Consider the following 25,759-nt stretch of genomic DNA (forward strand, 5'->3'; position numbering starts at 1 on the left):
TAGGTGGTATTATTAATAAATAGAAGAAAATAAGATGAAAGTAACAACCGATAAATTTGTATCCGTCATATATGACCTGAACGTAGGCGAAGGAGACGAACGCGAGTTGATGGAACAGGCAACCGTAGAAGCTCCCCTCCAGTTTATCTTCGGCACAGGCAATATGCTGCCGGCCTTCGAGAGTGCACTGAAAGACCTGGAGACGGGCGGAAAGTTCAATTTCACCATCGAACCGGCGGACGCCTATGGCGAATATGACGAAGAAAACGTATTGGAATTGCCGCGGAATATCTTTGAAGTCGACGGAAAGTTTGACGAAGAAAGGATTCAGGAAGGGAATACCGTTCCGATGATGGACTCAAACGGAAACCGTTTACAGGGCTCGGTGCTGGAAGTAAGGGATGATATTGTCATCATGGACTTCAACCATCCGCTGGCCGGAGAGACCTTGCACTTCAACGGAGAAGTGATTGACGTACGCGAACCGACAGCGGAAGAACTCGCCGCTTTATTAGCCTCTGCAGGCACAGGCTGCGCTTGCGGCGGAGACTGTAATTGCGGAAGCGAAAACAGCGGAGAAGGCTGCGCTTGCGGAAGCAATGACGGGTCCTGTAATTGCAACTAAAGAATAGAAATGAATACATTCGGTACGATCTACCGGCTCACCTCTTTCGGTGAGTCTCACGGTCCGGGCATCGGCGGAGTAATCGACGGATGCCCGGCCGGTATTCTATTGGATATGGATTTCATCCAGGGAGAGCTCAACCGACGGCGCCCTGGACAATCCAAGTTAACAACTCCGCGTGACGAAAAAGATGAGGTTCAATTCCTTTCCGGCGTATACGAAGGGAAAACAACGGGTACGCCCATCGGATTCATTGTCTGGAATAAAAACCAGCATTCGGCTGATTATGACAACATGAAGGATGTCTACCGCCCATCCCATGCGGATTATACATACCAGACAAAATACGGGATACGGGATCCTCGGGGAGGAGGTCGTTCTTCGGCTCGGGAAACCATCGCGCGTTGTATCGCCGGAGCGATCGCTAAGTTGGCACTGCGTCCGTATGGTATCGAGATACAAGCCTATACTTCACAGGTCGGCCCGATCAAATTGGAGAAGAACTACCAGGCCTACGATCTGAACCGGACGGAAGAAACGGATGTCCGCTGCCCTGATCCGGAGAAAGCGGCTGAAATGGAGGCACTGATCGCGGAAGTCAAAGCGAAGGGCGATACTGTCGGAGGAGTTATTTCCTGTGTCGCGAGGGGAGTGCCCGAAGGACTCGGTGAACCGGTTTTCGGCAAGCTTCATGCGGCGTTAGGACATGCGATGCTGACGATCAATGCCGTCAAAGGCTTTGAATACGGCGACGGCTTCGATGCCGCTTATTTCAGAGGATCCGAACATAACGACCGTTTCATCATCGATAAAGGGCGGATCAGTACGCTGACCAATTATTCCGGGGGGATACAAGGCGGCATTTCGAACGGACAGGATATTTATTTCCGCGTGGCGTTCAAATCGGTCGCAACCATCCTGAGGGAACAGGAAACTGTCAATAGGGCCGGAAAGGAGACGATCCTACGTGCACGCGGACGGCACGATCCTTGCGTTCTGCCCCGCGCCGTACCCATAGTGGAGTCGATGGCGGCCCTGACCCTTCTCGATTACCTTTTGATACAAAAGACCCGGCAATAAGCTCAGGGTCTTTTTTTATTCGTGGTGATAGGGTTCGTTGTTTAAGATCGTCATCGCCCGGTAAAGTTGTTCCACAAAGATCAGGCGGATCATCTGGTGGGAGAAGGTCATTTTACTGAGAGAGATCCGTTCGGAAGCCGCCTGATAAACTTTTTCACTGAAACCGTAGGGACCGCCGATCACGAACACCAATCGTTTGGGCACCGTCTGCATCTTCTTTTCCAGATAGGAAGCAAATGCCGTCGAAATGAATTCCTTGCCCCGTTCATCCAGCAAAACCAGATAGTCCCCCGGCTGTAAAGCCTTTTGAATCAACTCTCCCTCCTTTTCCTTCTGCTGGATTTCGGACAAGTTCCTTGCGTTTTTCAGATCAGGGATTACCTCCATCTCAAAAGGGATATAATGAACCAAGCGGTTGCTATATTCCCGTATCGCTTCCACAAAATAGGAAGCGTCAGTCTTACCTATGACGACAAGCACAATCTTCATTTCTTTTCATTTAAGTGTTTGCTTAAGCGAATATACTATAAAATCGCTATCTTTGCCATTGAATAATAACCAAAAGAGGAGGAAAGAGCAATGAAAAAAGGAATTTTACTGATATTCGCATTGATACTCTCCGCATTGAGTATGCAGGCTGCCGACATTACAGCCATCACGAACGCGTTCAAGGCCGGAAATGCTTCTGCATTGGCAGGATCGATGGACGAAAAGGTCGATATCGCCGTACCCAAGGTAACGACAAAAGGAACCGGCGCCGAGGCCGTCGCTGTTTTGACTGATTTCTTCAAAGCAAATAAACCGACCGGATATACCGTTTTACATCATGCCGATAAGCCGGATACCGGATTTTTTGTCGCCAAGATACAAACGGAAGGGGGCGAATTCCGGGCAAATGTAACCTATCGCGTGGTTGAAAATAAAGCTAAAATACAATCCATTCGAATTGAATAATAGATGAATACACAAACGGAAGCGCTGATTGACGAGCTGATTAAACTGGCTTTTGCCGAAGATATAGGAGAAGGAGACCATACGACTTTATGCTGCATCCCCTCTACCGCCCAAGGAAAAAGCCAACTGATTATTAAAGAAGACGGCGTCTTGGCCGGAGTAGAGATCGCCCAACGTATATTCCATACGTTCGACCCGGATCTGAAGGTGACGGTATTCATTCACGACGGTGCCGAAGTGAAAAAAGGAGAGATTGCCTTCGTCGTCGAAGGAAAGACTCAATCCCTTTTGCAAACCGAACGGCTGGTGCTGAATGTAATGCAACGCATGAGTGGCATCGCCACCACCACGCGCAGGTATGTGAAGGCGCTGGAAGGTACGAAGACACGGGTATTGGATACCCGGAAAACAACTCCTGGCATGCGGATGCTGGAAAAGGAAGCCGTCAAAATCGGCGGAGGTGTCAACCACCGCATCGGGTTGTTCGACATGATCCTTTTGAAAGACAACCATGTGGATTTTGCCGGCGGTATCGAACAGGCTATTACCCGGGCCCACAATTATCTAAAAGAGAAAGGGAAAAATCTTAAAATAGAAATCGAAGTGCGCAACTTCGACGAACTGGACCAGGTGTTGAGGGTCGGAGGCGTCGACCGCATTATGCTCGACAATTTCAATACCCAATACACGAAAGAGGCGGTTCGCCGCATCAACGGACGCTTCGAAACGGAATCCTCCGGAGGTATTACCTTCGATACCCTGCGCAGCTATGCCGAATGCGGCGTGGACTACATCTCCGTCGGTGCCCTGACTCACTCCGTAAAGAGCTTGGACATGAGCCTGAAAGCGGTATAAACCAATAAAAACTCATCCCAATATCATTTTTTAGACTAAAAAAACAGAGCCGAAGTAATATAATCTTTGATTAATTACTTCGGCTCTAAATTCTTAAATCAAATTCATCATGAGGCTGTTTAAAAAGCACTGCACTGCTTTGAAAATCCAGTGCACTCAATGAATTGATTCAGTAGACTCGTTTATGAAATCCAGTGCACTCATTTATAAAATTCAGTGCACTGGATTTTTCCGTACATGTCACGACTTTTTAGACAGCCCCATGACGATTAAACGATCACCATTCGATGGCCTGATCCTCATCCGGTATTTGAGTATTAATCTTACGTTCCATCGTCATAGTCCCTTGCGCCGTATAACTAATAATCTGACCGGGAACCGAAGTATAATCGTCAAATTCATACTCCATCTTTACAGTTACATAATAATGCATCAGATAGGGCAATGTATCATCCACTCTTTCCGATAATTCGTAAGTAGGGGTTCCCTTTACATTCAGATTGATCTTAGGATCCTCAGCCGTAAGAGTCAATGTCCCGTCATTATTAAATCGAGTCAGAATTTTATAGGTACTTCTTTCCAAAAGATCTTCATCCTGCACTCCGGCATAAAAGAAGATCGTTTTATCATCCACGACATAACTGTTACGGGTATTCGATGTCATCGGATTAGAGGACGTTCCTTTAAAATAGACATTCATTGTAGAAGCGGAATAAACCCCTGAATAATTATTGAACGGAATAATGCGTAGAATCGCTTTTCTGTAATTCTTCCGCGGATTAGACTGATAGTTATATGACATATCATCCAGAATAGTAAGCGGTAATACCCACTTGTCAACCAGATCAATCTTGCCTAATGTAAAATTAAGATCCAATAAAGCCACATCTTGACCTGCCGGAATCTGAACGGTTCCGGGAAAATCATACTGATTTTTATCCAGGGTTCTGTAATACAAATCTTCACGCAAATTGAAGTGCTCTCTATTAATATTCTGCAAAGTGTCCAGATCGATCCCTATATGCACGTCCAAATTCTGATTATTCAGAGTAGACCCACTGACTATAACCGGTAATTTGTAAGTAACTCTCCCTTCCGGATTATATCGGAGATAGATATTGGTACAACCAATGGAAAGATCCATCGGCGCTTTAAAAGAAACATAATGTTCGAACTGTTCATCTTCCCATTCGTCGTTACAAGCATTACAAATAAACATTATAGATATTGCAATCAAACATTTATAAGCTATATTTTTCATCTTCATATTCTTTTTCAAATTAATCATAAGTATCCCAACCCGGGTTCTGCGTCAGACGTTTGTTACGTTTTAATTCCGTTTTATCAATCGGCCAGAAATAAGTTTTCTCGGTAAAATTAGTAGGCAAGAAAGTAACGGCGACCGGTGTATGGAATAATTCCGGTTGATCTTGTGTCATCAAAGTATTACAGCCGTAAATTGGAGTGGATTCTTCCAGAGGAGCGTCTTTCCAACGGCGTAAATCATAATACCGGTGTCCTTCCGCCATAAATTCGATCTGACGCTCACGCTTTAAGCGTTTACGCATTTGATCTTTATTGGCATACACTTCGTCCGGGTAGTCCGGAAGTCCGGCACGGATACGAACCGGATGAATACCTTTCTCCAATTCCCTGATATCACGGCTGATCGTATATGTCTTAGCGCCATCCCAGGAAGGAATCTGATAAGTTCCATTCAATTCGTTCAATGCTTCCGCATAGGCAAGCAGGATATCCGCATACCGGATATCAGTCGGCACTTTATTTGAGATTGTACCTCCTTCATCCTGTGAATCGGAAGGTTTAACGTACTTCTTTATGCCGATCCCGGTAATTTGCCAATTCACCGTATTATTACGCCCATCTTGCAGTCCCCGGTAATACCAGACATACTGATTGCGGCGTTCCTGCTTGGTGGAACTTTGGAAATTCCAGAGACTACCGTTAAATGCGACCGATGCATAAAAACGCGGTTCGCGATTAGCATATTGCAAAGATGTACCTTCGGCCAATTGTTTATACTTTCCAGCGTCTTTATCTTCCTTTGTTACAAAACCTTTCAGCCGCTCACTACCATCTCCACGACCTATTTCCTTGTCTTTTCCCGGGCAGTCGTTACCATCATTGATATAATAAGCATCCACCAGTTTTTGTGTTGTGCCATGGCAATTCCATCCTTTTGCATAACGAGGCAATTGATGTAATACCATATCCGTTATCCCGCTATTTTGATTTTGTCCACGTGTGAAGATCAACTCCGGATTAGCGTAAGCATTCAATTCCCCATTGAAAACAGAACGATAAGATTCGAAAGGATCGATGTCCGCATAACCCTCCGGCCAATTCTTTTCCGAGAATTCCCCATCTTTATACGGTTCAGTCGTTGCCGGATAGTCCAGATTTCCGGATGTACGCGAGGAAGCCACATACAAACTGTACTGGTTCAATTCCATTACATCTTTGGCTGCCGCGGCAGCTTTTGCCCATTTACTTTCATCGTATTCGGCAGACAACAAACGCTTTCCTTCGTGATCCACCAATTGTGCAGCGTATGAACTCTGGTCTCCGTTCATAAGAGGACTGGCTGCATAAAGATATGCTTTGGCCCGGACAGCAAGGGCTGCCCCACGTGTAGGACGGGCAATCGTACGTAACTCACGTTTTAAAGGCAGGTCCTTTGCGGCCAAAGCCATTTCACTTGCAATATATTCCGCACATTCGTCATATGGCCTGCGGGGAATCGCCATTTCGTCATAACTGACGGTCTGATCCAGTATTTCATCGCCCAACAAGGGTATGGGTCCGAATCTACGCAACAATATCCAATATAAATAAGCTCTGACAAAACGGGCCTGGCCTTTGTAGTCTACTATTTCCTCCGGGGTCGCTTCTTCATTTAAATCGACATAATTCAGAAAGATAGTGGCTTTATTGATTCCTTTATAACAGTCCATCCATGAAAGCCTAATGGGCTCGGTGAAGTATGCATCCTGTAATTGACCGTTTTTAAGTTTATTATATTTTTCACCGGCACCACTTCCATGATCCGTAAAATACATATCGTCACTTCCGAACATGGTTAATACATATCCTTTGCTTCCAATATCCTGATTATACTTAGTCAGGTGAAAATACGTATCAGCTAACCATTGTTCGGTATAATCTTTGTCTTTAAAGACTTTCTCAAAAGTAATGCGATCCTGAAAAAAACGATCGGCATCCAGATAATCCTGGCAAGAGCTCATTCCGAAGCATAAGCTTAATGCAACAATTATATATAGAAATATCCTTTTCATTTATTTATATATTATAGGTTTATATTGAATCCAACTGATACAGATTTCGGAAGCGGATATTTGGTTCCTTGATCCGTGGCCTGTTCCGGATCCCATAGTTTAAAGCTGGACCAAGTGATAAGATTCGTCCCGATTACGAAAAAACGAAAACCGCTCAGTCGAACCTTGGTCAAAAGGGTTTTGGGCAAAGAATACCCAAGTTCCACCGTTTTCAAACGTACATAAGACCCGTTGCGAAGCCACATACTCGAAGCCTGATAGTTATTCGAATTGTAACCATAACTTAAGCGCGGATACTTTGCGTTAGGATTTTCCGTTGCTTCCGTACCTGAAATATCCCTCGATATCCAGTAATTCCCTACAACATCTGTCAGGATATTCCCCCATTGTTCACCGCTAAAAGGTTTTACCGTTGGTCCATCAATAAAGAAAGAGGACTTGCCTGCCCCTTGGAAATGCACATTTACATCCAAACCGTTCCAACTGGCCGAGGTACCTATACCATAGATTAAATTAGGTTTGGTCGTTGCACCGATTGCAACGCGATCGCCGTTATCAATTACTCCATCCCCGTTTACATCTTTGTACTTGACATCTCCCGGTTGGACCGTTCCGAAGTTTTGTCTCGGACTATTGCGAATATCATCATAGTCTTTGAATAAGCCCAAAGCAATAAGTCCCTTGGCTTGGTTTACCCGATAGCCTTTTTCCATTTGATAAGGATATACATTATTTTCCTCATCTTTTTCAAGAACTTCATTCTTGCTAAATGTCATATTCCCCCGTAATGTAAAATTCACTTGACCAATCTTTTCATTAAACGCAAAGTTTCCATCCCAACCTTCCGTTCTTACACTACCCACATTTCCATATGGATTAGCATCAAAGACGGCCGTGAGCGGAAGAAATTGACGAAGCATGAATATGCCGTCCCGTTGCTCCCGGAAATAATCTGCCGTCAGAGAAAACTTATCATTGAGAATAGAAAGATCGAGTCCGACATCATGCTTTTCTGCGATTTCCCAGGTTATGTTCTTGGATCCCGGTTGGGTATAACGCAAGCCATTATATAGATTACTGAAACTATAATCTCCCCAATTATACGATTCTCCTTGAGCAATTGTATATAAGTAAGGGAATCGTATGTCATTGCCGGCAGCATCTTTCATTTGGTCGTTACCCACCTTACCCCATGAATATCGTAGCTTGAACATGCTCAACCATTCCATGCCTTTTTTGATAATAGGTTCTTCCGCAATATTCCAGGCCATCGAATAGGCGGGGAAAAATCCGAATTGATTTCCGGGAGCCAAATTTTCGGATCCGGTATAACCAAAGTTGAAATTAACAAAATAACGGTTGTTCCAATTATATGCAACACGCCCTGCAACGCCAAGGTGACGACGGGCAATTGCACTCTTCACATCATTGCCTATATTTTGTGTTTGTACTTTGGAATCTTGTGTATATTTGAACGTACCACTGAGATTATGCTGCGCAAACATACGGTCGTAATGAAACTCTGCCTCTAAATACTCTTTCCGATCCCCATCACCATAGGCCGTTTGTGTCATTTCCATCTTATTTACGATACGTTTATATACGATCTCACCGTTCTGGTCGCGGAAACGTTCCGCCTTCCATAATTCGGGGCGTTTTACACGCCGGATTGTATTCTCATTATTGGTATCGAAACCGAAACGACCGGTAAAGCTTAATCCTTTAGTTATAAAGTCCAAATTCTGTTCTAATGTTACATTCGTCTGGATCTCGTTCCACCAACGTTCACGATAACCGGTCTGCGTAGCCAAGACCCATGGATTCATTTGATAACTAATACCGTCTTCATATTCTGTATATCCATATGCCGGAATATATCCATTTGAATAGACAACCGGGCTGGCAACCGGATTATATCCCATAATAGATCTCCAAATATCGTCCCCATAAGCCCCCGGTTCATTTTGTTTTCTTAAAGCTCCGGCTATACCGACCTTCAATAGGGTTGTTTTGGTAATATCGATATCTGCGTTCATACGGTAATTCCAACGTTTATGATTTGCATTCGTCTGATAATCGCTTTTTAATGTCTGGTCGGTTTTATACATGCCTTGTTCCTCTAAGTAGCTGGCGGATATAAAATAGCGTGTATTCCGCCCTCCCCCGTTCATATTCAGCGAAGTACGATAAGTCATAGCCCCATCTTTCAGCAACAGATCCTGCCAATCTACGTTCGGAAGCAAGTCCGGATCTAATCCCATGCGGAGAATATCCAATTCGCTATCCAAAAAGATCGGCTCCCTATTGCGGGTAATACGCGCTTCGTTCATCATGGAAGCATATTGGTAGCCATCCACAAAGTCCGGGGTGAACGTACGGGTATTATAAATAGCTTCCACTTTGGCGTCAATAGTGATCTTACCTTCATTTCCCCGTTTGGTAGTAATCAGGACGACACCATTGGCTCCTCGTGAGCCGTAGATAGCTGTTTCGGAAGCATCTTTTAGCACGGTAAAAGATTCGATGTCTTCAATGTTCAACTGTGACATATCCCGTTCAAAGCCATCCACTAAAACCAAGGCGCTACTTCCGGCTCCAAATGTAGAGATACCTCTAATCCAGAATTCGGAAATATTTTCCCCCGGTTGACCGGATGTCTGCATTGCCAACACACCGGACACATTACCCGCCAGAGCATTTACAATGCTACCGCTTGGATTGGACTTCAATTGGTCCACTTTTACAGTAGAAACGGCACCGGTCAGCGTTAATTTTTTTTGCCGGCCCGTACCTGTAATGACCACTTCATCAATCGCATTGGATTCCGCCAGCTTCATTACCACATTCACAACAAGCTGGTCCTTAACCAATATTTCCTGCTTTTCATAACCTATATAAGAAAATACCAAACGGTTATACGGTTCCATTTTAATCTTATATTTTCCATCGAGATCAGTAGCAGCTCCCAAACCCGGTACATCTTTTACTATGATATTTACTCCGATTAACGGCTCTTTGTTCTCATCCATCACTGTACCGGTCACTTCTATCTGCTTTCCCCCATTTTGAGAATATGCCTCCCACGCAAGGCTAAGCAACAGAATAAATGCAATAAAAAATCGGTTCATAATTTTACTTTTTTTCATGCTTACTCTTCCCCTTCCTTTTCAGATCCATCACTTTGTACATCTTCTTCAACTGCGATCATACGGATACGACGATTCTGGACATCCCCTATATAAAATGTCTTTGTTTCTTCGTCATAAGCAAGTCCGCATGGCTGATCGAAACGGGCCTCTTTACGCAAATCACCGTCGATATATCCATAATGCTTACTATCCAAACCTTCGCTTCCCCGTCCGGCAAATGTGGTAACCATGCCTTCCGGTGTAATTTTCCGAATGCTACCGGTATGTCTGTCACAAACATAGAAATCATAGATATCCGACTTTCCTTGCTTTTCATACTTTTCATTCTTCACGAAAACACCCTGCCAGGGTGTATCAAACCGGGCAGCAGTACCTACGCCGTCAACCCAGCCGTTGCTTCCGTAGTTTCCTACGAAAGGTTGCGGAATATCCAATCTCTTTTCCGCCCAGTTATAATTACTTTTTACAATGCAATGATTATTATGAATGATCAAATACGCATAATTTCCGGTAGGATGAAACACGATACCGATTTCATAACCGTTAGCCCATACCTTAAAAAGTTCCTTCTTGTCTTTATCAACTATCGGATCGAATCTCCAAATCGAACCTCCTTCCCATTGGCTGAAATAAACTTCTCCGTTTACCGGATGTACCGCAGAACCATTGCAACTTCGTGACCGGGTTACCACTTCGGCTCTTAAAAAATTTTCGCTCCGAGGCAATACCACATTACTTATTCCGTCCTCACTCCCTTGGTCATTGCCTACAAGCATATTGTCACTGCCGGGAAACCATGAAATCGTACGAGGTCGCGAAATATTCATTTGTCCAGTCGTTACTGTTGTACTTACTTCCCGCTTTTCCAAATCGATCAGACGAATACTGGAATATTCTTCTACTCCATAGAGATGTTTCGAATTTTTCGGGTCGAAAGATAACCAGGAAACAACATTGAAACCGGCCGTTTCAAACGGGCCATCGGTCACTTTATATTCCCCAGTCTCACTTACATATCCACAAAGTGTAGAAACTACTGTTTTACTTTCGTATTTGAACTTTTCAATGGCTTCCACTTCAGAGATGTTAGACTCGGTACCAATGGAAACTTTAACCGTTCCTTCATATGCACGCGATGGAACAACACAATAAATACACTCTCCATTACTACCGATAACCTTAGCCTTAAGACCGCCTATCGTCACGTTAATGAGAGATAAGTCCGTCCCGAAATTCTCCCCGTAAATGAATAAACGGGTACGAGCGGCTCCATTTTTAGGAGTAAACTCTGTTATTTTAACAGGTTGCGATGGATCATAATTCTTATTACCCGCATTGTCATCGTCTTTACAGCTACAGACAATACAAAATAATATAATCATGAGAAGTATTGTTACTGGATTTTTTTCATCCTGTATTTTCATAATAAAATTTTATTTAAAATATTTACCGAATAATTAAAACATTAGCAAAAAACATTTTACTATTTACATATTAGATAGGAAAAGGACATAAGAATTCCCCTGCTAAAGAGGAAGGTTTTTTAGATTTATATTCGTAGATTTTGATATTCTTGTTTAAGGTATATTAGCGTTAAGATTATTAAAAAAAACTGGTTGAGATTAACTATTTTTCAATGTATTAGCATTATTTTTATTTCATAGGCATTTCTGATTTTAGACAAGTTAACAATAAGGATTTTTACATACTATACTCTCATAAGTTTAAATCTAAGGTTTAGTAAGTTTTTTTCATTTTATTAATCATATGATTATTTCTATTAAAAATAAGGTTTAATATTATCTATAAAGCAAACATTATCTATCAATATACTGACAACAAACTATATATAACCATATTATCGGCATAGTTCTATCAGCATCTCTTCTTAGGAAGAAGGTGATCTTTATCAATAGATCTTATAATGATGCGTCAAAACTAATAAACATTTTAAATGTAAACAAATATTTAACCTATTTTTTTATAAAAAAGAGCTTCGATATTATCATATATTTAACAAAGGAAGTATTCTAATAAATATTTTGGAATATAGAATAATTAATAAATCATTAAAATATAAGGATAAAAGATAATACTCAGCTAAAAAGATTGTTTCGTTTTAATAATCATTTACTTCTCCTCGAAATTATCTATTGATACTATGCGCAACTATGCCGATGTAACGTGGACTACATCTACGTTGGGATTCTAACCTACTCCTTAGGCATGGATATGAGCCTGAAAGCGGTATAAATATATTTAGGCATTCCTCTTTTTTTAGTCAAAAATATAGGGAGTAGTAGAATTAGAGTTTTTTATAGGAATATAAGGACCTTCTTCTGCGTCACCTTGTTGCACTCTCCACTTTTCCATCTTGGCCCGGAATTCCTTAATCATATTAATATAGTTGGGATCTTCTGCTATATTATTTAACTCATTGGGATCATAAATTATATCATACAATTCTTCTTTGGGGCGATTATGATAACGCCATAAGACAGATGCTGCATGTTCTGACCTAAATGATTGAACCAACCATGAATTCCAATATCCTGCAGGTGGCTTGGCCTTGTCTATGTGGGTTGTATATAAAATCTCCGGGGCCAAATTCAATATATACTTATATCTTTTAGTTCTAATCATCCTCATCGGCGCTTCATTCATAGTTCCATCCCCGGTATGTGAAGCATATACTTCAGTAAGGTGTTCATTTGTTTTGCCTTTAAGTAGAGGAAGAAAGCTTTTTCCATCGATTTCTGGAATTTGAGCATTTTCCCCTCCGGCGATTTCGAATAAAGTCGGTAAGATATCTGTTAGCGAAACCAAAGCGTCCGTACTCTTATTACCTTGAACGATGCCAGGATATTTAATAATTAATGGAACGCGGATACCATAATCGTAAAGCCCCCATTTACCAAAAGCCCATTGAGGACCTTGATCAGATGTAAAAATAACTATTGTATTATCTTCTATCCCATATTTTTCCAAACTTTTTAATAACAGGCCTAAATTATTATCCATCTTTGAAACATCCGTATAATAACGAGCTCTTGCCATCCTTGTCTCCTCTGTATCAATATGGAAGGGAGGCATATCTATTGTCTTGGGATCATACTCGGCTTTTTCCGGCCAATGTACATGAGGGCTATGGTCGTTGACCATTAAAAGAAAGGGCTGTTTCTTTTGTGAGGCCTTATGAAGCCATTCATCAACTGGTTGCATTTTTAAATCTGTCCAGAGAACGTCCTTCCCGTCGTGTCCATTTTCCGGAATATTTGTTTTATGGATTAATTCAAAAGGGTATTGGGACATAGGGCCGAGATGTAGTTTTCCTGCAAGAGCCGTTTTATATCCTTGGGATTGAAGATAAGACGGCAAAGTCTTGACCCGTTCTCTAATTCCTGTATGGTTGGCGTGTGCTCCATTTCGAAAAGAATAAAGCCCTGTATGAAGTGCAGCTCTGGAGGGAGCACTCGTCGGAGAAGCAGCAAATGCATTTGAAAACAGTAAACCGTCTTGAGCCAATCTATTCAGGTTTGGCGTTCGTATGATTACATTCCCATAGGGGGTTATGTCATTAGCTCCAAGATCATCGGCTACAAAAATAACGATATTCGGCTTTTCTTGATTTGTTGCAGGTTCTGCAGCGCCTACAGAAATAGGCATAAGCATAGAGCCTATTGCTATTTGTTTTATACGTTTCATCTGTTAATATTCCTGGATTTTGTTTTAAAAGGATTCTTTTATCATACTGAACAATGAATGACGAGGTTATTGGGTAATGCGGGTGACGTTGCCAACCTCCAAAAGATAGATCTCTCCACTCTCGGGACAAGTAGCCCTGCCCGATTCATCAAATTGAAGCCGATGCCCGTAGGCGCTAACCCATCCGGCCGGGCGGGCGGGATTGCCAACCCATAAAGCATAGGGAGGCACCTCTTTTGTAACGACGGCCCCGGCGCCGATCATCGCATAGGCACCAATCTTTATGCCACAGAGAATCGTTGCGTTCGCTCCGATCGTTGCCCCTCGCTGCACCAAAGTACGGTAATATTGATCTTTACGTGGTACGGCGCTACGCGGATTCAGTATATTGGTAAACACACAACTCGGTCCCAGGAAAACATCGTCTTCACAAATGACTCCGGTATAGATGGAGACATTGTTCTGTACTTTCACGCCATTGCCCAGCACTACCTCCGGGGAAATGACTACATTCTGCCCGATATTACAATCCTTTCCGACCACACATCCAGTCATTAGATGAGAGAAATGCCAAATACGGGTGCCTTCCCCGATGGTACAGCCGGGATCGATGACGGCGGTTTCGTGTGCTTGATAAGTTGCCATAACGTGGTATTTTTATTTGTAGATTAAAAAGATAGCCGGAATCTTATTCAAATCGGGTGCATTCTTCGTCCATTCCTTCACCGGGCGGGTATGGATATATTCCCCTTCACAGGAAATATTGGCGGCCACGCAGAGTTTAGTCGACGGACGGCAAATGCGAATCAAATCTTCCAGCAACTTTTGGTTGCGGTAAGGCGTTTCAATAAATAACTGAGTCTGATTTTCGGAATAGATACGCCCCTCCAATTTCTTTATCATCTCAGTCCGTTGCCCGGCTTCAATCGGTAAATAGCCATGGAAAGCGAAACTTTGTCCGTTGAATCCGGAAGCCATCACCGACAACAGGATCGAAGAAGGGCCGACTAAGGGAACCACCGGATAATTCTTCCGTTGGGCAATCGCCACGACATCGGCACCGGGATCGGCAATGGCCGGGCATCCCGCTTCAGAAATGACGCCGACCGATTCCCCATTTGCGAGCGGCTCCAAGTAGGAGGCGATCTGTTCCGCCAAAGTATGCTTATTTAGTTCGTAAAATGTTAATGAATCAATATCGATCGCCGGATCCGTTTTTTTCAAGAAACGGCGTGCCGTCCGCACATTTTCCACAATGAAATGGCGGATCTGAAGAATTACTTCGCGATTATACCCGGGAAGCACTTTCCAATGTTCCGTATCCCCAAGTGTGACAGGTATCAAAAAAAGAGCAGGTTGCATATAAATAAGTCCTATTGTGAGCAAAGATAGCAATAATGAACTATTTTCATCCCGATGAACGTTATTTTATGCAACCAGCATACATCTCCCTATTTCATACTCAAATATCATTTGATATTTATAACTTTGTATCATGCAACAGATTGAAACCATTCAGGAATTTTATAAAACTTTGTCTGAAAAAGTAGACATCCGGACAGACAGTGACGGTATAGGGCATTTCAATGTCTTTCCCCGTCGATATTGCTCTCCTACAGCATCCTTCCATCGGCGCGATTTTTATAAGATATCATTAATAGCCGGAGGAACCGGTGTTATACATTTTGCCAATAAGGACTTTATCATAGATCGTCCGGGGCTATTCTTCTCCAATCCGCAAGTAGCCCATTCATGGGAGCCAACTTCCAGCAATCAGGAAGGATGGTTTTGCCTGTTTACAGAAGAGTTTATACAGTCTTGGGATCATTCTTTTTCGGTAAAAGACTATCCCATGTTCCGCATAGGAGAAAATCCCCTGATTTTTCTCGAAGAAGAAGCTGTTGAAGATATATCATATATTTTCCATAAGATGATACAGGAAATCAACTCCGATTATATCTATAAATACAGCAAATTACGCAACTATTTACAACTGCTTGTCCATGAAGCTCTGAAGCATCACCCTGAGATAGGGTTAAGAAACAAACAGGTAGATGCGGCACATCGCATAACATACCGTTTTCTCGAGTTACTTGAGAACCAATTTCCGATAGAAAATACGGATATGCCTCTGAAACTACGGACTGTGCAGGATTTTGCAGAGAACTTGTCGGTACATGAAAACCATCTGAATAATGTCGTAAAAGAAGTCACCGCAAAGAATCCATCACAACATATCGCATACCGTATTGCTGAAGAGGCAAAAGCATTGTTGAAGAATACGGACTGGACGATAAGCGAAATAGCATATAGTCTCCGGTTCGAATATCCATCCCACTTCACGAGCTTTTTCAAAAAGAATACAGGTCTGCCTCCCAAGGAATACAGGAACCATCTTCTTTGATTTTTATAAAAATCCCTTTGAAATATCTTAATCCATCCACCCTTATATAACCTAACTTTGTCCTGTCTAAAACAGTTAAGTTATGAAATATCGTAAATTAGGAACAACAGATGAACAACTGTCTGCAATCGGATTAGGATGCATGGGAATGTCTCATGTGTATGGTGAACGAAATGACGAAGAAAGTATTGCCACTTTACATAAAGCGCTGGATCTGGGAATCAATTTTTGGGATACAGCCGACTTTTATGGCAATGGTGAAAATGAGAAATTGATATCCACTGTTTTGAAGCCGAACAGAGATAAGGTTTTTATAGCAACAAAATTCGGATTCAAATACACAGGAGGAAATCACCTGGCAAGCACATTCGACGGTTCACCCAAATGGATGAAGCAAGCGATAGAATTAAGTTTGAAAAGACTTAATGTCGAATATATAGACCTTTATTATGCTCATCGTGTCGACCCGAACGTCCCGGTAGAAGAGACGGTGGGGGCAATGGCCGAACTGGTAAAAGAAGGCAAAGTCCGTTATTTAGGATTATCCGAGGCTTCTGCCGTGAGTATCAAAAAGGCAAATACGGTCCATCCCATTGCTGCATTACAGAGCGAGTATTCATTGCTGACACGGAATCTCGAAAAAGAGATCTATCCTCTGATAACAGAGTTGGGAATGTCTCTTATCCCATTCTCTCCGCTTGGCAGAGGAATGTTTACCGAAAACTTTGATGTAAGCACATTCAAGAAAGAGGATGTACGTTTTGAGCTTCCCCGTTTTCAGGGTGAGCATCTTATCAATAATCAAAAGCTAATGAAAGAATTAACAGCGTTTGCGCATGGAAAGAATATCAACACATCACAATTAGCTCTGGCTTGGATTCTTGCCAAAGGAGATAATATCATACCGATACCGGGAACTAAAAAGCGCAAATATTTGGAACTGAATGCAGAGGCTGTCGATGTAGAATTGAATAAAAGCGATATTGCCGAAATAGAGTCTATTATTGCAAAATATCCAAATATAGGAGACCGCTATCCGGCAGAGGCTATGAAACATGTAAATAACTAAAAGATTAGCTATAAAATATATGCTGAAAAATAAATTCGCTGTTATTACGGGTGGAAGCGATGGAATAGGATTAGGAATTACCTCCGCTTTTGCTCAGAATGGAGCTGATCTATGTTTAATATCGAGGGATATTGGGAAACTGGAGAAAGAAAAAGAGCATTTGTCGGTTTATGGAGTAAATGTCTATGTTATTTCTTCTGATTTATCCGTGTCTGAGAATGTAAGAATGGCAGCAAAAAAGTTACTGGAACAATCATTCATCTAGATGGGGGATTAACGACAAATTAATACAACACTATTCTCTACTTATTATAGGATACTTCCCATTCTTCTTCATATTGTCAAAATGGGAAGTATTTTATTTTACAATATTTATAAAAGAGATTAACTCTTATTTATCTGATAAACGGCAATTTATTTAACTCATAACGACCCAATTGCACTCTGACTATAAGCTATTTCTCTCTACTCACTAAATTTTCTTGGGAAAATCATCTTTTAAAAAAAAATCTGTAATTTTATAGCGTTAAATATATATTAAAGGCCAGTTTGTATTCTTTAACATATACGGTTAACTCGTTTTCACAAAGATTACCAAGTTCTCTTAACAATAATATGTATGAAAAACACAAAAATGTTGATTGTCCGATTTAAAAATCAGATACAAAAGAATGAAATATCTTTTTTCAGAGGTGCAGTCATCCATGCATTGGAGAATAATAATGATATTTTGTTTCATAACCACAATAAAAACAAATTCCGCTATGCTTATCCGTTGATACAATATAAGCGGATCAATCAAAAAGCTGCAATTATTTGCATTGACGAAGGCACAGAGGCAATTGGTAAGTTATTTTCTTCCTGCAATTTCAGATTCATGATCGGTGAGCGCAAGCAAGAAATGGAGGTTGAAAATATCAAGGCCCATCAATACTCTGTTCAGCTATGGGATTCAACTTTTAAATACCGGATTCTAAATTGGCTCCCCCTTAATCAAGAAAGTTATGCAAAATATAAGTCTATGGAAAGTCTGTCCGATAAAATACAACAGCTCGATAGTATTCTGTTAGGAAATATATTATCCTTTGCCAAGGGGATTGGTATATTTTTCGATCGACAGGTAATCTGTCGCATTACCTATTTGGCCGATCCTCGCATGTCGATGTATAAAGGTGTAAAGATGCTTAGTTTCGATGCAGAATTCGACTGCAACGTGTCCATACCTGACTTTATTGGGTTGGGCAAAGGCGTAAGTGTCGGCGGCGGAGTAGTGACAAAGAAACGTTCAATAATGAAATACGATGAAGAAAAATAAAAAGTATAAATAAATATGGAAAATAAAAGAGAACTTATTTATTTGGCAGCATTACTGCATGATATCGGAAAGTTTTATCAGCGGGCGGATACCGACAGTGTAGCTTCAAGTAAAATATTGTCGCAGACAAACAAGATTGAAAGTACATTTTTGCCTGTATATAAGGGTTCATACTCACATAAACACTGTTTATGGACTGCTCAATTTATCGATGACAATAAATCGGTATTTCAAAATCTGCTTAAAAGTGATTTGAGCGATTTATCAAATAGAGATAATTTGATAAACCTTGCAGCTTGTCATCATCTAAAAAAAGAACAACTGTCTCAATTAGGACAAATTATTAAAGAAGCCGATTGCCTCTCATCAGGCATGGATAGAGAATCGGAAGAAGCAATGAAGGATTCGCAAGATGAGAGTGGTTGGGATGCTTTTAAAAAGAAACGAATGGTTTCAATTTTGGAGACAATTAAAAATTCAACAACAGTAAACAACCATTTACCGATAGCACCCATGTCGTTGTCCAAAGATTCTTTTCCAAAGAAATCTTTTAAAGAAGATCCTGATTACGTTTCTTTATGGAAAAGTTTTCAAGGAGAATTTAAGTTTATTCAGGCAAATACTTATCATGCTTTTTCAGAAACACTCCTAAACTTATTATATAAATATACAAGTTGCATTCCCGCGAGTACGATCAATTTTCCGGATGTATCGCTTTATGACCATTTAAAAACTACTGCAGCACTGGCTGTTTGTTTGTATGATTATCAGGAGGCTCAAGAAGCAAGTGATAAACCTTTTTTGCTGGTCGGTGCAGATTTTAGTGGCATTCAATCTTATATCTATCAGATTGTATCAAAATATGCTGGGAAGAATTTGAAAGGACGTTCTTTCTATTTGCATATTCTTTCAGATGCAACGGTTCACTATCTCTTGAAAGAATTGAATTTGTTTCAGGCCAATGTGGTTTATAATTCGGGCGGAGGCTTCTATCTGGTTGCTCCAAACATAACATTTATAAAAGAACGATTGACAAACGCCGTAAAAACAATCGAACGGCAATTGTTTAATGCACACGGAACATCTTTGTTTGTTGCAATTGATAGCATTGAAGTCTCTAAAGACGCGCTTATGCACAATAATGGCGAAAATTTAAGAACTGTTTGGGATGAATTATTTACGAAACGGGATAAAAAGAAGACAAATAAATTTGCTCAATTGATTGAAGGTAATTACGCATCATTTTTCTCTCCGGTTATGCAAGGAGGTGATGCCAAACGAGATACAATCACCGGAGAGGAATTTATGCCGGACGAAAAACCCGTAAAAAGAGAAGATTTATTATTAAAAAACACAACAAACCAACAAATTGAATTAGGAAAGACTTTACGCGAATCAGAAATAATGGTAGTCTCAGATGGAAAAATCACTTATTGGAAAGATAAGATGGAGATAGAACCCGCTCAGCTAGGCTTTCATTATTATTTTTTGAAAGAAAGCGACTTAGCTGAAATGAAAGAACAACTTCGTGCATCTGCGGATAAAGTTTCAGCAATTACACTGAATGGAAAGGATGGTAGTTGTAATTTCATGCATGCCATGGATGGCATCAACAATATTTACGGATTCGAATTTTACGGAGGTAATGATTTTAATGGCCAATCTTTTGAAGATATGTGTGAAAAGGATAATCCAGATTTCTCTCGTTTAGGAGTTCTAAGAATGGATGTGGATAATTTAGGGTTCATATTTCAATCGGGAATCGAACGGGAAAGAACAACACTTTCCCGTTATGCTGCTTTGAGTCGCTCGTTTGATTATTTTTTTTCAGGCTATTTGAATACCATTTGGAAAGAAACCAGTCCGGACAAATCGTTTGTTATATATAGCGGAGGTGATGATGTTTTTATTGTCGGCAGTTGGGAGGTAACTATTCAATTGGCTAAAAAGATCAGAGATGATTTTAAAGAATTCACATGCAACAATTCTGCTTTTTCTCTTTCCGGAGGTATTGCTATTCTCCCGGTTAAATTCCCGATAATGAAAGGCGCTGATGAAAGTGATAAGGAAGAAAAAAATGCAAAAAACCATAAATGTAAAGAAAAAGAAAAAAATGCCATTTCTTTTATGGATACGGCATTTAATTGGAATGAGGAATTTCCAGTTGTGGAGTCATTGAAAAACGAAATAGTCACTTTAACCGACAAAGACATCATTCCCAAATCATTTATTTCAAAGATAATGGCACATGCCGCTAACGCAAAAATAGAAAATCATACAATCAAACAGATAAAAACATTTTGGATCTTGACTTATGATTTAAACCGGATGAAAGACAGAATAAAAGACGAAAATGCAAGAAAAGTGATAGAAAACTGTATAATAGAAGTATGCGGAAAAAAAGAAGTACTGAACGGAAAATCCATCAGAACAGATTATCATCCATTGGAACTTTGGGCATTTGCATCCCGCTGGGCAGAACTGGAACTAAGAACAAATAAAGAATCAAAAGTCAATAAATAATAAACAACATAACTAAATAATAAATTATGGAAAATAATAAATTTTTAAAAAAAGTCTCTTATCAGGGAGAAAGCCAAAACCAGGATTATAAAAGAGAACCGATCGATACCTTTTATAAAAGTCTGAATTTTCAATCCTATTGGATAACAAAAGGTGCCGATGAACAATTAATCCTTTTTGCTGAAAAAACCGGGAAATATATGGCCCCATTATATAAAGGGGATAGAGACGCTCTAAGTAATTCACAAATACGAAATGTTTTCGGAGAAATCCGCCGCATTCAATTCAGTGGATTTGATAAGAATAAGGCTTCTTTCTATTTATTAAAACCCAAAGTCGCTTATGCTGAAGGAAGAAACAATACGAAAGGGATGCAGTTGTTTAGAAAAGTTTTTGATGAAAGTTGGCAATACATTCAAAATCAGAATGACTATTTAAATTTTTGCAATCTTCTTGAAGCTATTCTTGCTTATCACAAAGCAAATGAATGGAAAGATTAAACACCTATATATTAACATATTAAATTAAACATTATGTCAATCAAATTAAATAAAAAAATTATATATACCGGAACGATCACCTTAAAAACCGGTTTGCATATTGGTGGAACAAATGCAGCATTAAACATTGGCGGTCCTGACAAGTTTGTTATTCGTAATCCAATCAATAACAAGCCATACATTCCCGGAAGTTCTTTAAAAGGGAAAATGCGCTCACTGATTGAATTATATTACGGTTGTGCAACTATTAATAAAAAAAGGGAAGCTGTAGCAAGCGAAGATCCAGCTTCTAAATCAGGTTATTTATTTGGTACTGCCGGAAAAGAGGATGATAAAAAAAGAGCATCCCGCCTTATTGTTCGCGATGCCGAATTGGATGTTAGCGATGAAAATAAATTTAGCAATACGGATTTGCCCTATACAGAAAGTAAAACCGAGGTAAATATTGACCGTATAACGGCTAAAGCGAATCCGCGTACATATGAACGTGTGCCTGCCGAAGCACAGTTTAAGCTGAATATGGTGTTGAATGTGTTTGAAGGTGAAGACGAACAACAATTAAAGGATACCCTTAAGCAGGCAATCAAGCTCTTGGAAGATGATTACTTGGGTGGAAACGGTTCAAGAGGTTACGGACAAGTAGAAATTAAGTTGGATAAGGAAGATGGCGAAGATAAAACTTATTGAATTATGGCTGCATACACCATTATTAAATTAAAGAATCTCACGCCACTTCATATCGGAACAGGAAAAGAAAACTATGACTTTTCAGCATCTGATCTGCTGTCGGATACATTATCTGCCGCTTTAGCAGCATTGCGAGTTCAAACAGGAAAGAGCAATGATGTTAAAGAATTTCTTGATTCTTTTCGTTTGAGTTCGGCATTTCCATATTATTCAAATCAATATTTTTTACCTAAACCACAAGGGAAAATAAATGTTGAAGTTGAAAAACAAAAGAAACACGAGTATCGCAAAAAGTTGAAAAAGGTGAAGTATATTGAAGTAGGACTATGGCAAAAACTTATTGAAGGAGAAAGAATTGTTGTTACGGAAAATCAATTGAGAGGTGATTTTTTGATAATTGAACCTTTCTCGTCAAATCCGATTTCAAAATCGCAGGTAACACAGCGTGTAACAGTACCTCGTGGCGATAATCAAAATGCAGATCCGTTCTTTTTCGATTGGAAATATTTTGACCCAAATTCAGGACTTTTTTGTTTGACTGATGCGAGCGGAACTATATTAGAAGAAATTATCAATTTATTTCAACTACTCGGAACATTTGGCTTGGGAACGGATAAAAATGTAGGCGGAGGAAGATTTGAAGTTGAAACGACCTCAATTACTATTAATAACCCACACGATGCTGATCACACGATCCTTTTGTCACTATATATACCCACGGAAGAAGAACTGAAAATATTGAACTTGTCTGATTCAAGATACTATTTGTTGTTACGAGGGGGCTATATGGCAGGAAGTCAGGAAGAATCATTTCGTCATTTGCGAAAAAAATCAATTTATATGTTCGGAGTCGGTTCGGTTTTTCCTACGAAGGAAAAGCTTTTAGGGAAAATAGTTGATTTAAAACCCGATTGGAACGATAGCCGAATGCATGCAGTTTATCGCAGTGGAAAACCTTTTTGCTTACCGATAAAAATTCAGTCTCATGAGTAATATTAAAATAGAAACATTAACGCCGGTGCATATTGGTTCTGGTGAAACTTTACAATATGGCAATGACTTTGTGAAAGGAAAAGAAGATGGCTCGTCCGTTTTAGGAATTATAGATGCAGGCAAAATAATGAAACTGATTGGATACGAGAATATTGACAGATGGGTTACTGCTATTGAACGTAAAGAATTCACCGATAAGATTGTAAAGGTATATGCACCAGATACCACAATTGAAGATTATGCAAAACGTACTATCTTAGAGTGGTCTAAGGTCAAAGAAACCGATACACTTAAAGAGCAAATCCACGATGGCTTAGGAAGACCTTATATACCGGGAAGCTCTATTAAAGGAGCAATTCGCACAGCCGTATTAGCAAGTTTGGCAAATGATATATCTGGAATAGAAGACAAACTGAAAGATAAAAAAGGAAAAGTTAATGCCAAAACAATCGAAGCAGAACTGTTCGGTAAAGATCCAAACTCTGATGTATTTCGTTTTCTTCAAGTTGGAGATGCCTATTTTGGTGACAATTATGAAGTTGCCATCCGCATGGTCAATATCAATGAACGCCGCAATCAAAGTTTTTGGGATGAGAGCAAATCTCAATTGATAGAAGCAATCGTTTCCGGAGATGAAACGACTTTTCAACTAAAATTAAATATCGATTCTTATGAAAAAGTAAAAAGCAAAGTTCACCCAATACCAATATGCATGAGCTCAATAAATTCTCTGTTTCAAGCAATCAATAAACATACACAAATGTTGGTTGAACAGGAAATTGATTATTGGAATGATCGAAAGACAGATGATGACAAAGGAAAGATCGATCTATATTTGGAAAATATAAATAATATTTTGCAAACGATTCAATCCTGTGAAAAAGGAAAGTCATGTTTACTTCGCATTGGTCATGGATCAGGATGGCGGTTTATTACAGGAGCTTGGACAGAGTCATTGGATAATTTTAAGAATGTAGTTGTACCTATAGCTCGTCCGGAAAATGATAAATATGTTGAGTATAGTTTCCCTAAAACCCGAAGAGTGGATGATGAATGTACGCTTTTGGGATTTGTGAAGCTAACGGTTCTTGGATAAGTTTCATAGATGAAGATTTTTCTATATGCCCTTATTCCATTACAAGTTTTCAATGTTTATACCCTTATTTTATTACAAGAATAAGCTATTTGTACCCTTATTCCATTACAAATTAAGTATCTTTGAGGTATAAAATAACAATAAAAATGATACGACGAACAGCGATAAACTATCTTGAACAGTGGAAAATAAGAGATGATAGGAGACCATTGATATTGCGGGGAGCTCGTCAAGTTGGAAAAACGACTTTGATAAATGAGTTTGCAAAACAATACGATGTATTCTTATCCTTGAATTTGGAAAAAGTAGCGGACAAGGCTTTGTTTGAAACCTTCTCCAATGTGCAAGACCTCACGGATGCTATTTATCGACATTGTCGACAGCAAAAGAAAGAAAGTCCAAGCCTACTCTTTATCGATGAAATACAAAACTCGCCTCAAGCAGTAGCCATGTTACGGTATTTCTATGAAGAGATGGGACATTTGCATGTCATTTGCGCCGGATCTTTGTTAGAAAGTTTGATCGATAATCACATTTCCTTTCCGGTGGGACGAGCCGAATATTTAGCGATCCGACCTTGTTCTTTTATTGAGTTTCTGGATGGAATAAATGAAGCTTATGATTTAAATTTGGTTGAACAACTGGAAGTCACAGCCGTACACGATCGTGTGATGCAACATTTTATGAATTATATCCTGGTTGGAGGAATGCCGGCTGTAATAGTAAAATATGCAATTAATCGAGATATTGTCGCAACAGACAACATTTTCGAAATCTTATTAAATGCCTATATTGATGATGTACAAAAATATGCTCGAAATGAAACCATTTCACGTGTCATACAATATATTTTAAAAGTTGGATGGAAATACGCCGGAGAAGCAATCTCTTTTGAGCGTTTTGGAGAATCGAACTACAAATCCCGAGAAGTTGGAGAAGCTTTCCGAACCATTGAAAAAGCAATGTTGCTGGAACTGGTTTACCCTATTACTAATCCTCAAATTCCATTGTTAACGACGATGTCACGTAAGCCCAAATTATTGTGGCTCGATACTGGTTTAGTAAACTATTATGCAGGTGTAAGAGATACGATTTTCTCCGTATCTGACATTATGGAAGCCTGGCGTGGAAAGATTGCCGAACATATTGTAGGACAAGAATTATTGGCGGGGAAAATACACGTTTCGGCTCATCGTCAATTTTGGGTACGCAATAAACCACAATCCATGGCAGAAGTCGATTTTGTGGTGCAATATAAGAACATGGCTCTTCCAATAGAAGTCAAGTCTGGACACAATTCAAAACTTAAGTCATTACATCAGTACATGGACTTAGTTCCTCACGACATTGCCGTGCGTGTATGGACGCAACCATTTTCGGTTAATACGGTGGAAACTCCCAATGGGAAAAAGTTTAAGCTATTCAATATACCGTTTTACTATGTTGGAGTATTGGATAAAGTATTAGAAAAAAGTAACGTTTAAAAA

The 25,759-nt window shown here is 40.1% G+C and carries 22 protein-coding genes; 14 read left to right on the forward strand and 8 right to left on the reverse strand.

From position 1 onward, the window contains the following. Positions 1–34 precede the first annotated feature (34 nt). Both BQ8014_RS17105 and aroC read left to right on the forward strand, forming a co-directional pair. Positions 35–625 (forward strand): FKBP-type peptidyl-prolyl cis-trans isomerase, encoded by a 591-nt coding sequence (locus tag BQ8014_RS17105; RefSeq protein ID WP_080905413.1) that lies wholly within the window; start codon positions 35–37, stop codon positions 623–625. Between the two features lie 9 nt (positions 626–634). Beyond that, positions 635–1,705 carry a chorismate synthase gene (aroC, locus tag BQ8014_RS17110; RefSeq protein ID WP_080905414.1) on the forward strand — a complete coding sequence of 357 codons (1,071 nt, stop codon included), beginning with the start codon at positions 635–637 and terminating at the stop codon, positions 1,703–1,705. A 15-nt stretch (positions 1,706–1,720) separates the two neighbouring features. On the opposite strand, the gene rlmH is transcribed toward aroC, so the two are convergent. Then, positions 1,721–2,194: a 23S rRNA (pseudouridine(1915)-N(3))-methyltransferase RlmH gene (gene rlmH / locus BQ8014_RS17115; RefSeq protein ID WP_080905415.1), complete on the reverse strand. Its 474-nt coding sequence runs from the start codon at positions 2,192–2,194 to the stop codon at positions 1,721–1,723. Positions 2,195–2,284: 90 nt separating this feature from the next. On the opposite strand from rlmH, the gene BQ8014_RS17120 reads away from it, so the two are divergent. Together BQ8014_RS17120 and nadC are read left to right on the forward strand one after the other, a co-directional pair. Then, complete coding sequence (locus BQ8014_RS17120; protein WP_080905416.1) at positions 2,285–2,659, forward strand: DUF4783 domain-containing protein; 375 nt, start codon at positions 2,285–2,287, stop codon at positions 2,657–2,659. 3 nt (positions 2,660–2,662) lie between these two features. Continuing rightward, entirely contained in the window at positions 2,663–3,514 is an 852-nt protein-coding gene (gene nadC, locus BQ8014_RS17125) for a carboxylating nicotinate-nucleotide diphosphorylase (protein WP_080905417.1), read from the forward strand. Positions 3,515–3,791: 277 nt separating this feature from the next. On the opposite strand, the gene BQ8014_RS17130 is transcribed toward nadC, so the two are convergent. From BQ8014_RS17130 to BQ8014_RS17160, 7 genes are all read right to left on the reverse strand, one after another. Beyond that, positions 3,792–4,775, reverse strand: a complete 984-nt coding sequence (locus BQ8014_RS17130) for a DUF4973 domain-containing protein (protein ID WP_080906036.1) — start codon at positions 4,773–4,775, stop codon at positions 3,792–3,794. 19 nt (positions 4,776–4,794) lie between these two features. Further along, the gene (locus tag BQ8014_RS17135; protein WP_080905418.1) at positions 4,795–6,831 is read right to left on the reverse strand and encodes a RagB/SusD family nutrient uptake outer membrane protein; all 2,037 of its coding nucleotides are present in this window, start codon (positions 6,829–6,831) and stop codon (positions 4,795–4,797) included. A gap of 11 nt (positions 6,832–6,842) precedes the next feature. Next, complete coding sequence (locus BQ8014_RS17140; protein WP_080906037.1) at positions 6,843–9,959, reverse strand: SusC/RagA family TonB-linked outer membrane protein; 3,117 nt, start codon at positions 9,957–9,959, stop codon at positions 6,843–6,845. 20 nt (positions 9,960–9,979) lie between these two features. After that, positions 9,980–11,362, reverse strand: a complete 1,383-nt coding sequence (locus BQ8014_RS17145; RefSeq protein WP_160150115.1) for an IPT/TIG domain-containing protein — start codon at positions 11,360–11,362, stop codon at positions 9,980–9,982. An 895-nt stretch (positions 11,363–12,257) separates the two neighbouring features. After that, on the reverse strand, positions 12,258–13,685 hold the full coding sequence (locus BQ8014_RS17150) for a sulfatase family protein (RefSeq protein ID WP_080905420.1): 1,428 nt from the start codon (positions 13,683–13,685) through the stop codon (positions 12,258–12,260). A gap of 66 nt (positions 13,686–13,751) precedes the next feature. Then, positions 13,752–14,330, reverse strand: coding sequence for an acyltransferase (locus tag BQ8014_RS17155; protein ID WP_080905421.1), 579 nt, complete (start codon positions 14,328–14,330; stop codon positions 13,752–13,754). Between the two features lie 12 nt (positions 14,331–14,342). Next, positions 14,343–15,047 (reverse strand): SAM-dependent methyltransferase, encoded by a 705-nt coding sequence (locus tag BQ8014_RS17160; protein ID WP_080905422.1) that lies wholly within the window; start codon positions 15,045–15,047, stop codon positions 14,343–14,345. A gap of 133 nt (positions 15,048–15,180) precedes the next feature. On the opposite strand from BQ8014_RS17160, the gene BQ8014_RS17165 reads away from it, so the two are divergent. The 10 genes from BQ8014_RS17165 to BQ8014_RS17210 all read left to right on the forward strand — a co-directional run bounded on the left by BQ8014_RS17165 (position 15,181) and on the right by BQ8014_RS17210 (position 25,756). After that, positions 15,181–16,089 carry a helix-turn-helix domain-containing protein gene (locus tag BQ8014_RS17165; protein ID WP_200814428.1) on the forward strand — a complete coding sequence of 303 codons (909 nt, stop codon included), beginning with the start codon at positions 15,181–15,183 and terminating at the stop codon, positions 16,087–16,089. Positions 16,090–16,171: 82 nt separating this feature from the next. Further along, positions 16,172–17,158, forward strand: coding sequence for an aldo/keto reductase (locus BQ8014_RS17170; protein WP_080905423.1), 987 nt, complete (start codon positions 16,172–16,174; stop codon positions 17,156–17,158). A gap of 19 nt (positions 17,159–17,177) precedes the next feature. After that, positions 17,178–17,423: an SDR family NAD(P)-dependent oxidoreductase gene (locus tag BQ8014_RS17175; RefSeq protein ID WP_080905424.1), complete on the forward strand. Its 246-nt coding sequence runs from the start codon at positions 17,178–17,180 to the stop codon at positions 17,421–17,423. 354 nt (positions 17,424–17,777) lie between these two features. Then, positions 17,778–18,473 carry a CRISPR-associated endonuclease Cas6 gene (locus BQ8014_RS17180; protein ID WP_080905425.1) on the forward strand — a complete coding sequence of 232 codons (696 nt, stop codon included), beginning with the start codon at positions 17,778–17,780 and terminating at the stop codon, positions 18,471–18,473. Positions 18,474–18,488: 15 nt separating this feature from the next. After that, positions 18,489–20,996, forward strand: coding sequence for a type III-A CRISPR-associated protein Cas10/Csm1 (gene cas10, locus BQ8014_RS17185; RefSeq protein ID WP_080905426.1), 2,508 nt, complete (start codon positions 18,489–18,491; stop codon positions 20,994–20,996). Positions 20,997–21,022: 26 nt separating this feature from the next. After that, entirely contained in the window at positions 21,023–21,496 is a 474-nt protein-coding gene (gene csm2 / locus BQ8014_RS17190) for a type III-A CRISPR-associated protein Csm2 (RefSeq protein ID WP_080905427.1), read from the forward strand. Between the two features lie 33 nt (positions 21,497–21,529). After that, entirely contained in the window at positions 21,530–22,183 is a 654-nt protein-coding gene (gene csm3, locus BQ8014_RS17195) for a type III-A CRISPR-associated RAMP protein Csm3 (protein WP_234998078.1), read from the forward strand. A gap of 3 nt (positions 22,184–22,186) precedes the next feature. Further along, positions 22,187–23,176: a type III-A CRISPR-associated RAMP protein Csm4 gene (gene csm4 / locus BQ8014_RS17200; protein ID WP_080905429.1), complete on the forward strand. Its 990-nt coding sequence runs from the start codon at positions 22,187–22,189 to the stop codon at positions 23,174–23,176. Further along, on the forward strand, positions 23,169–24,272 hold the full coding sequence (gene csm5, locus BQ8014_RS17205; RefSeq protein ID WP_080905430.1) for a type III-A CRISPR-associated RAMP protein Csm5: 1,104 nt from the start codon (positions 23,169–23,171) through the stop codon (positions 24,270–24,272). The genes csm4 and csm5 overlap by 8 nt, the downstream gene beginning before the upstream one ends. A 146-nt stretch (positions 24,273–24,418) precedes the next feature. After that, entirely contained in the window at positions 24,419–25,756 is a 1,338-nt protein-coding gene (locus tag BQ8014_RS17210) for an ATP-binding protein (RefSeq protein ID WP_080906039.1), read from the forward strand. Positions 25,757–25,759 lie beyond the last annotated feature (3 nt).

It is taken from the genome of Parabacteroides sp. Marseille-P3160 (assembly GCF_900162725.1).
Classification (GTDB): Bacteria; Bacteroidota; Bacteroidia; order Bacteroidales; family Tannerellaceae; genus Marseille-P3160.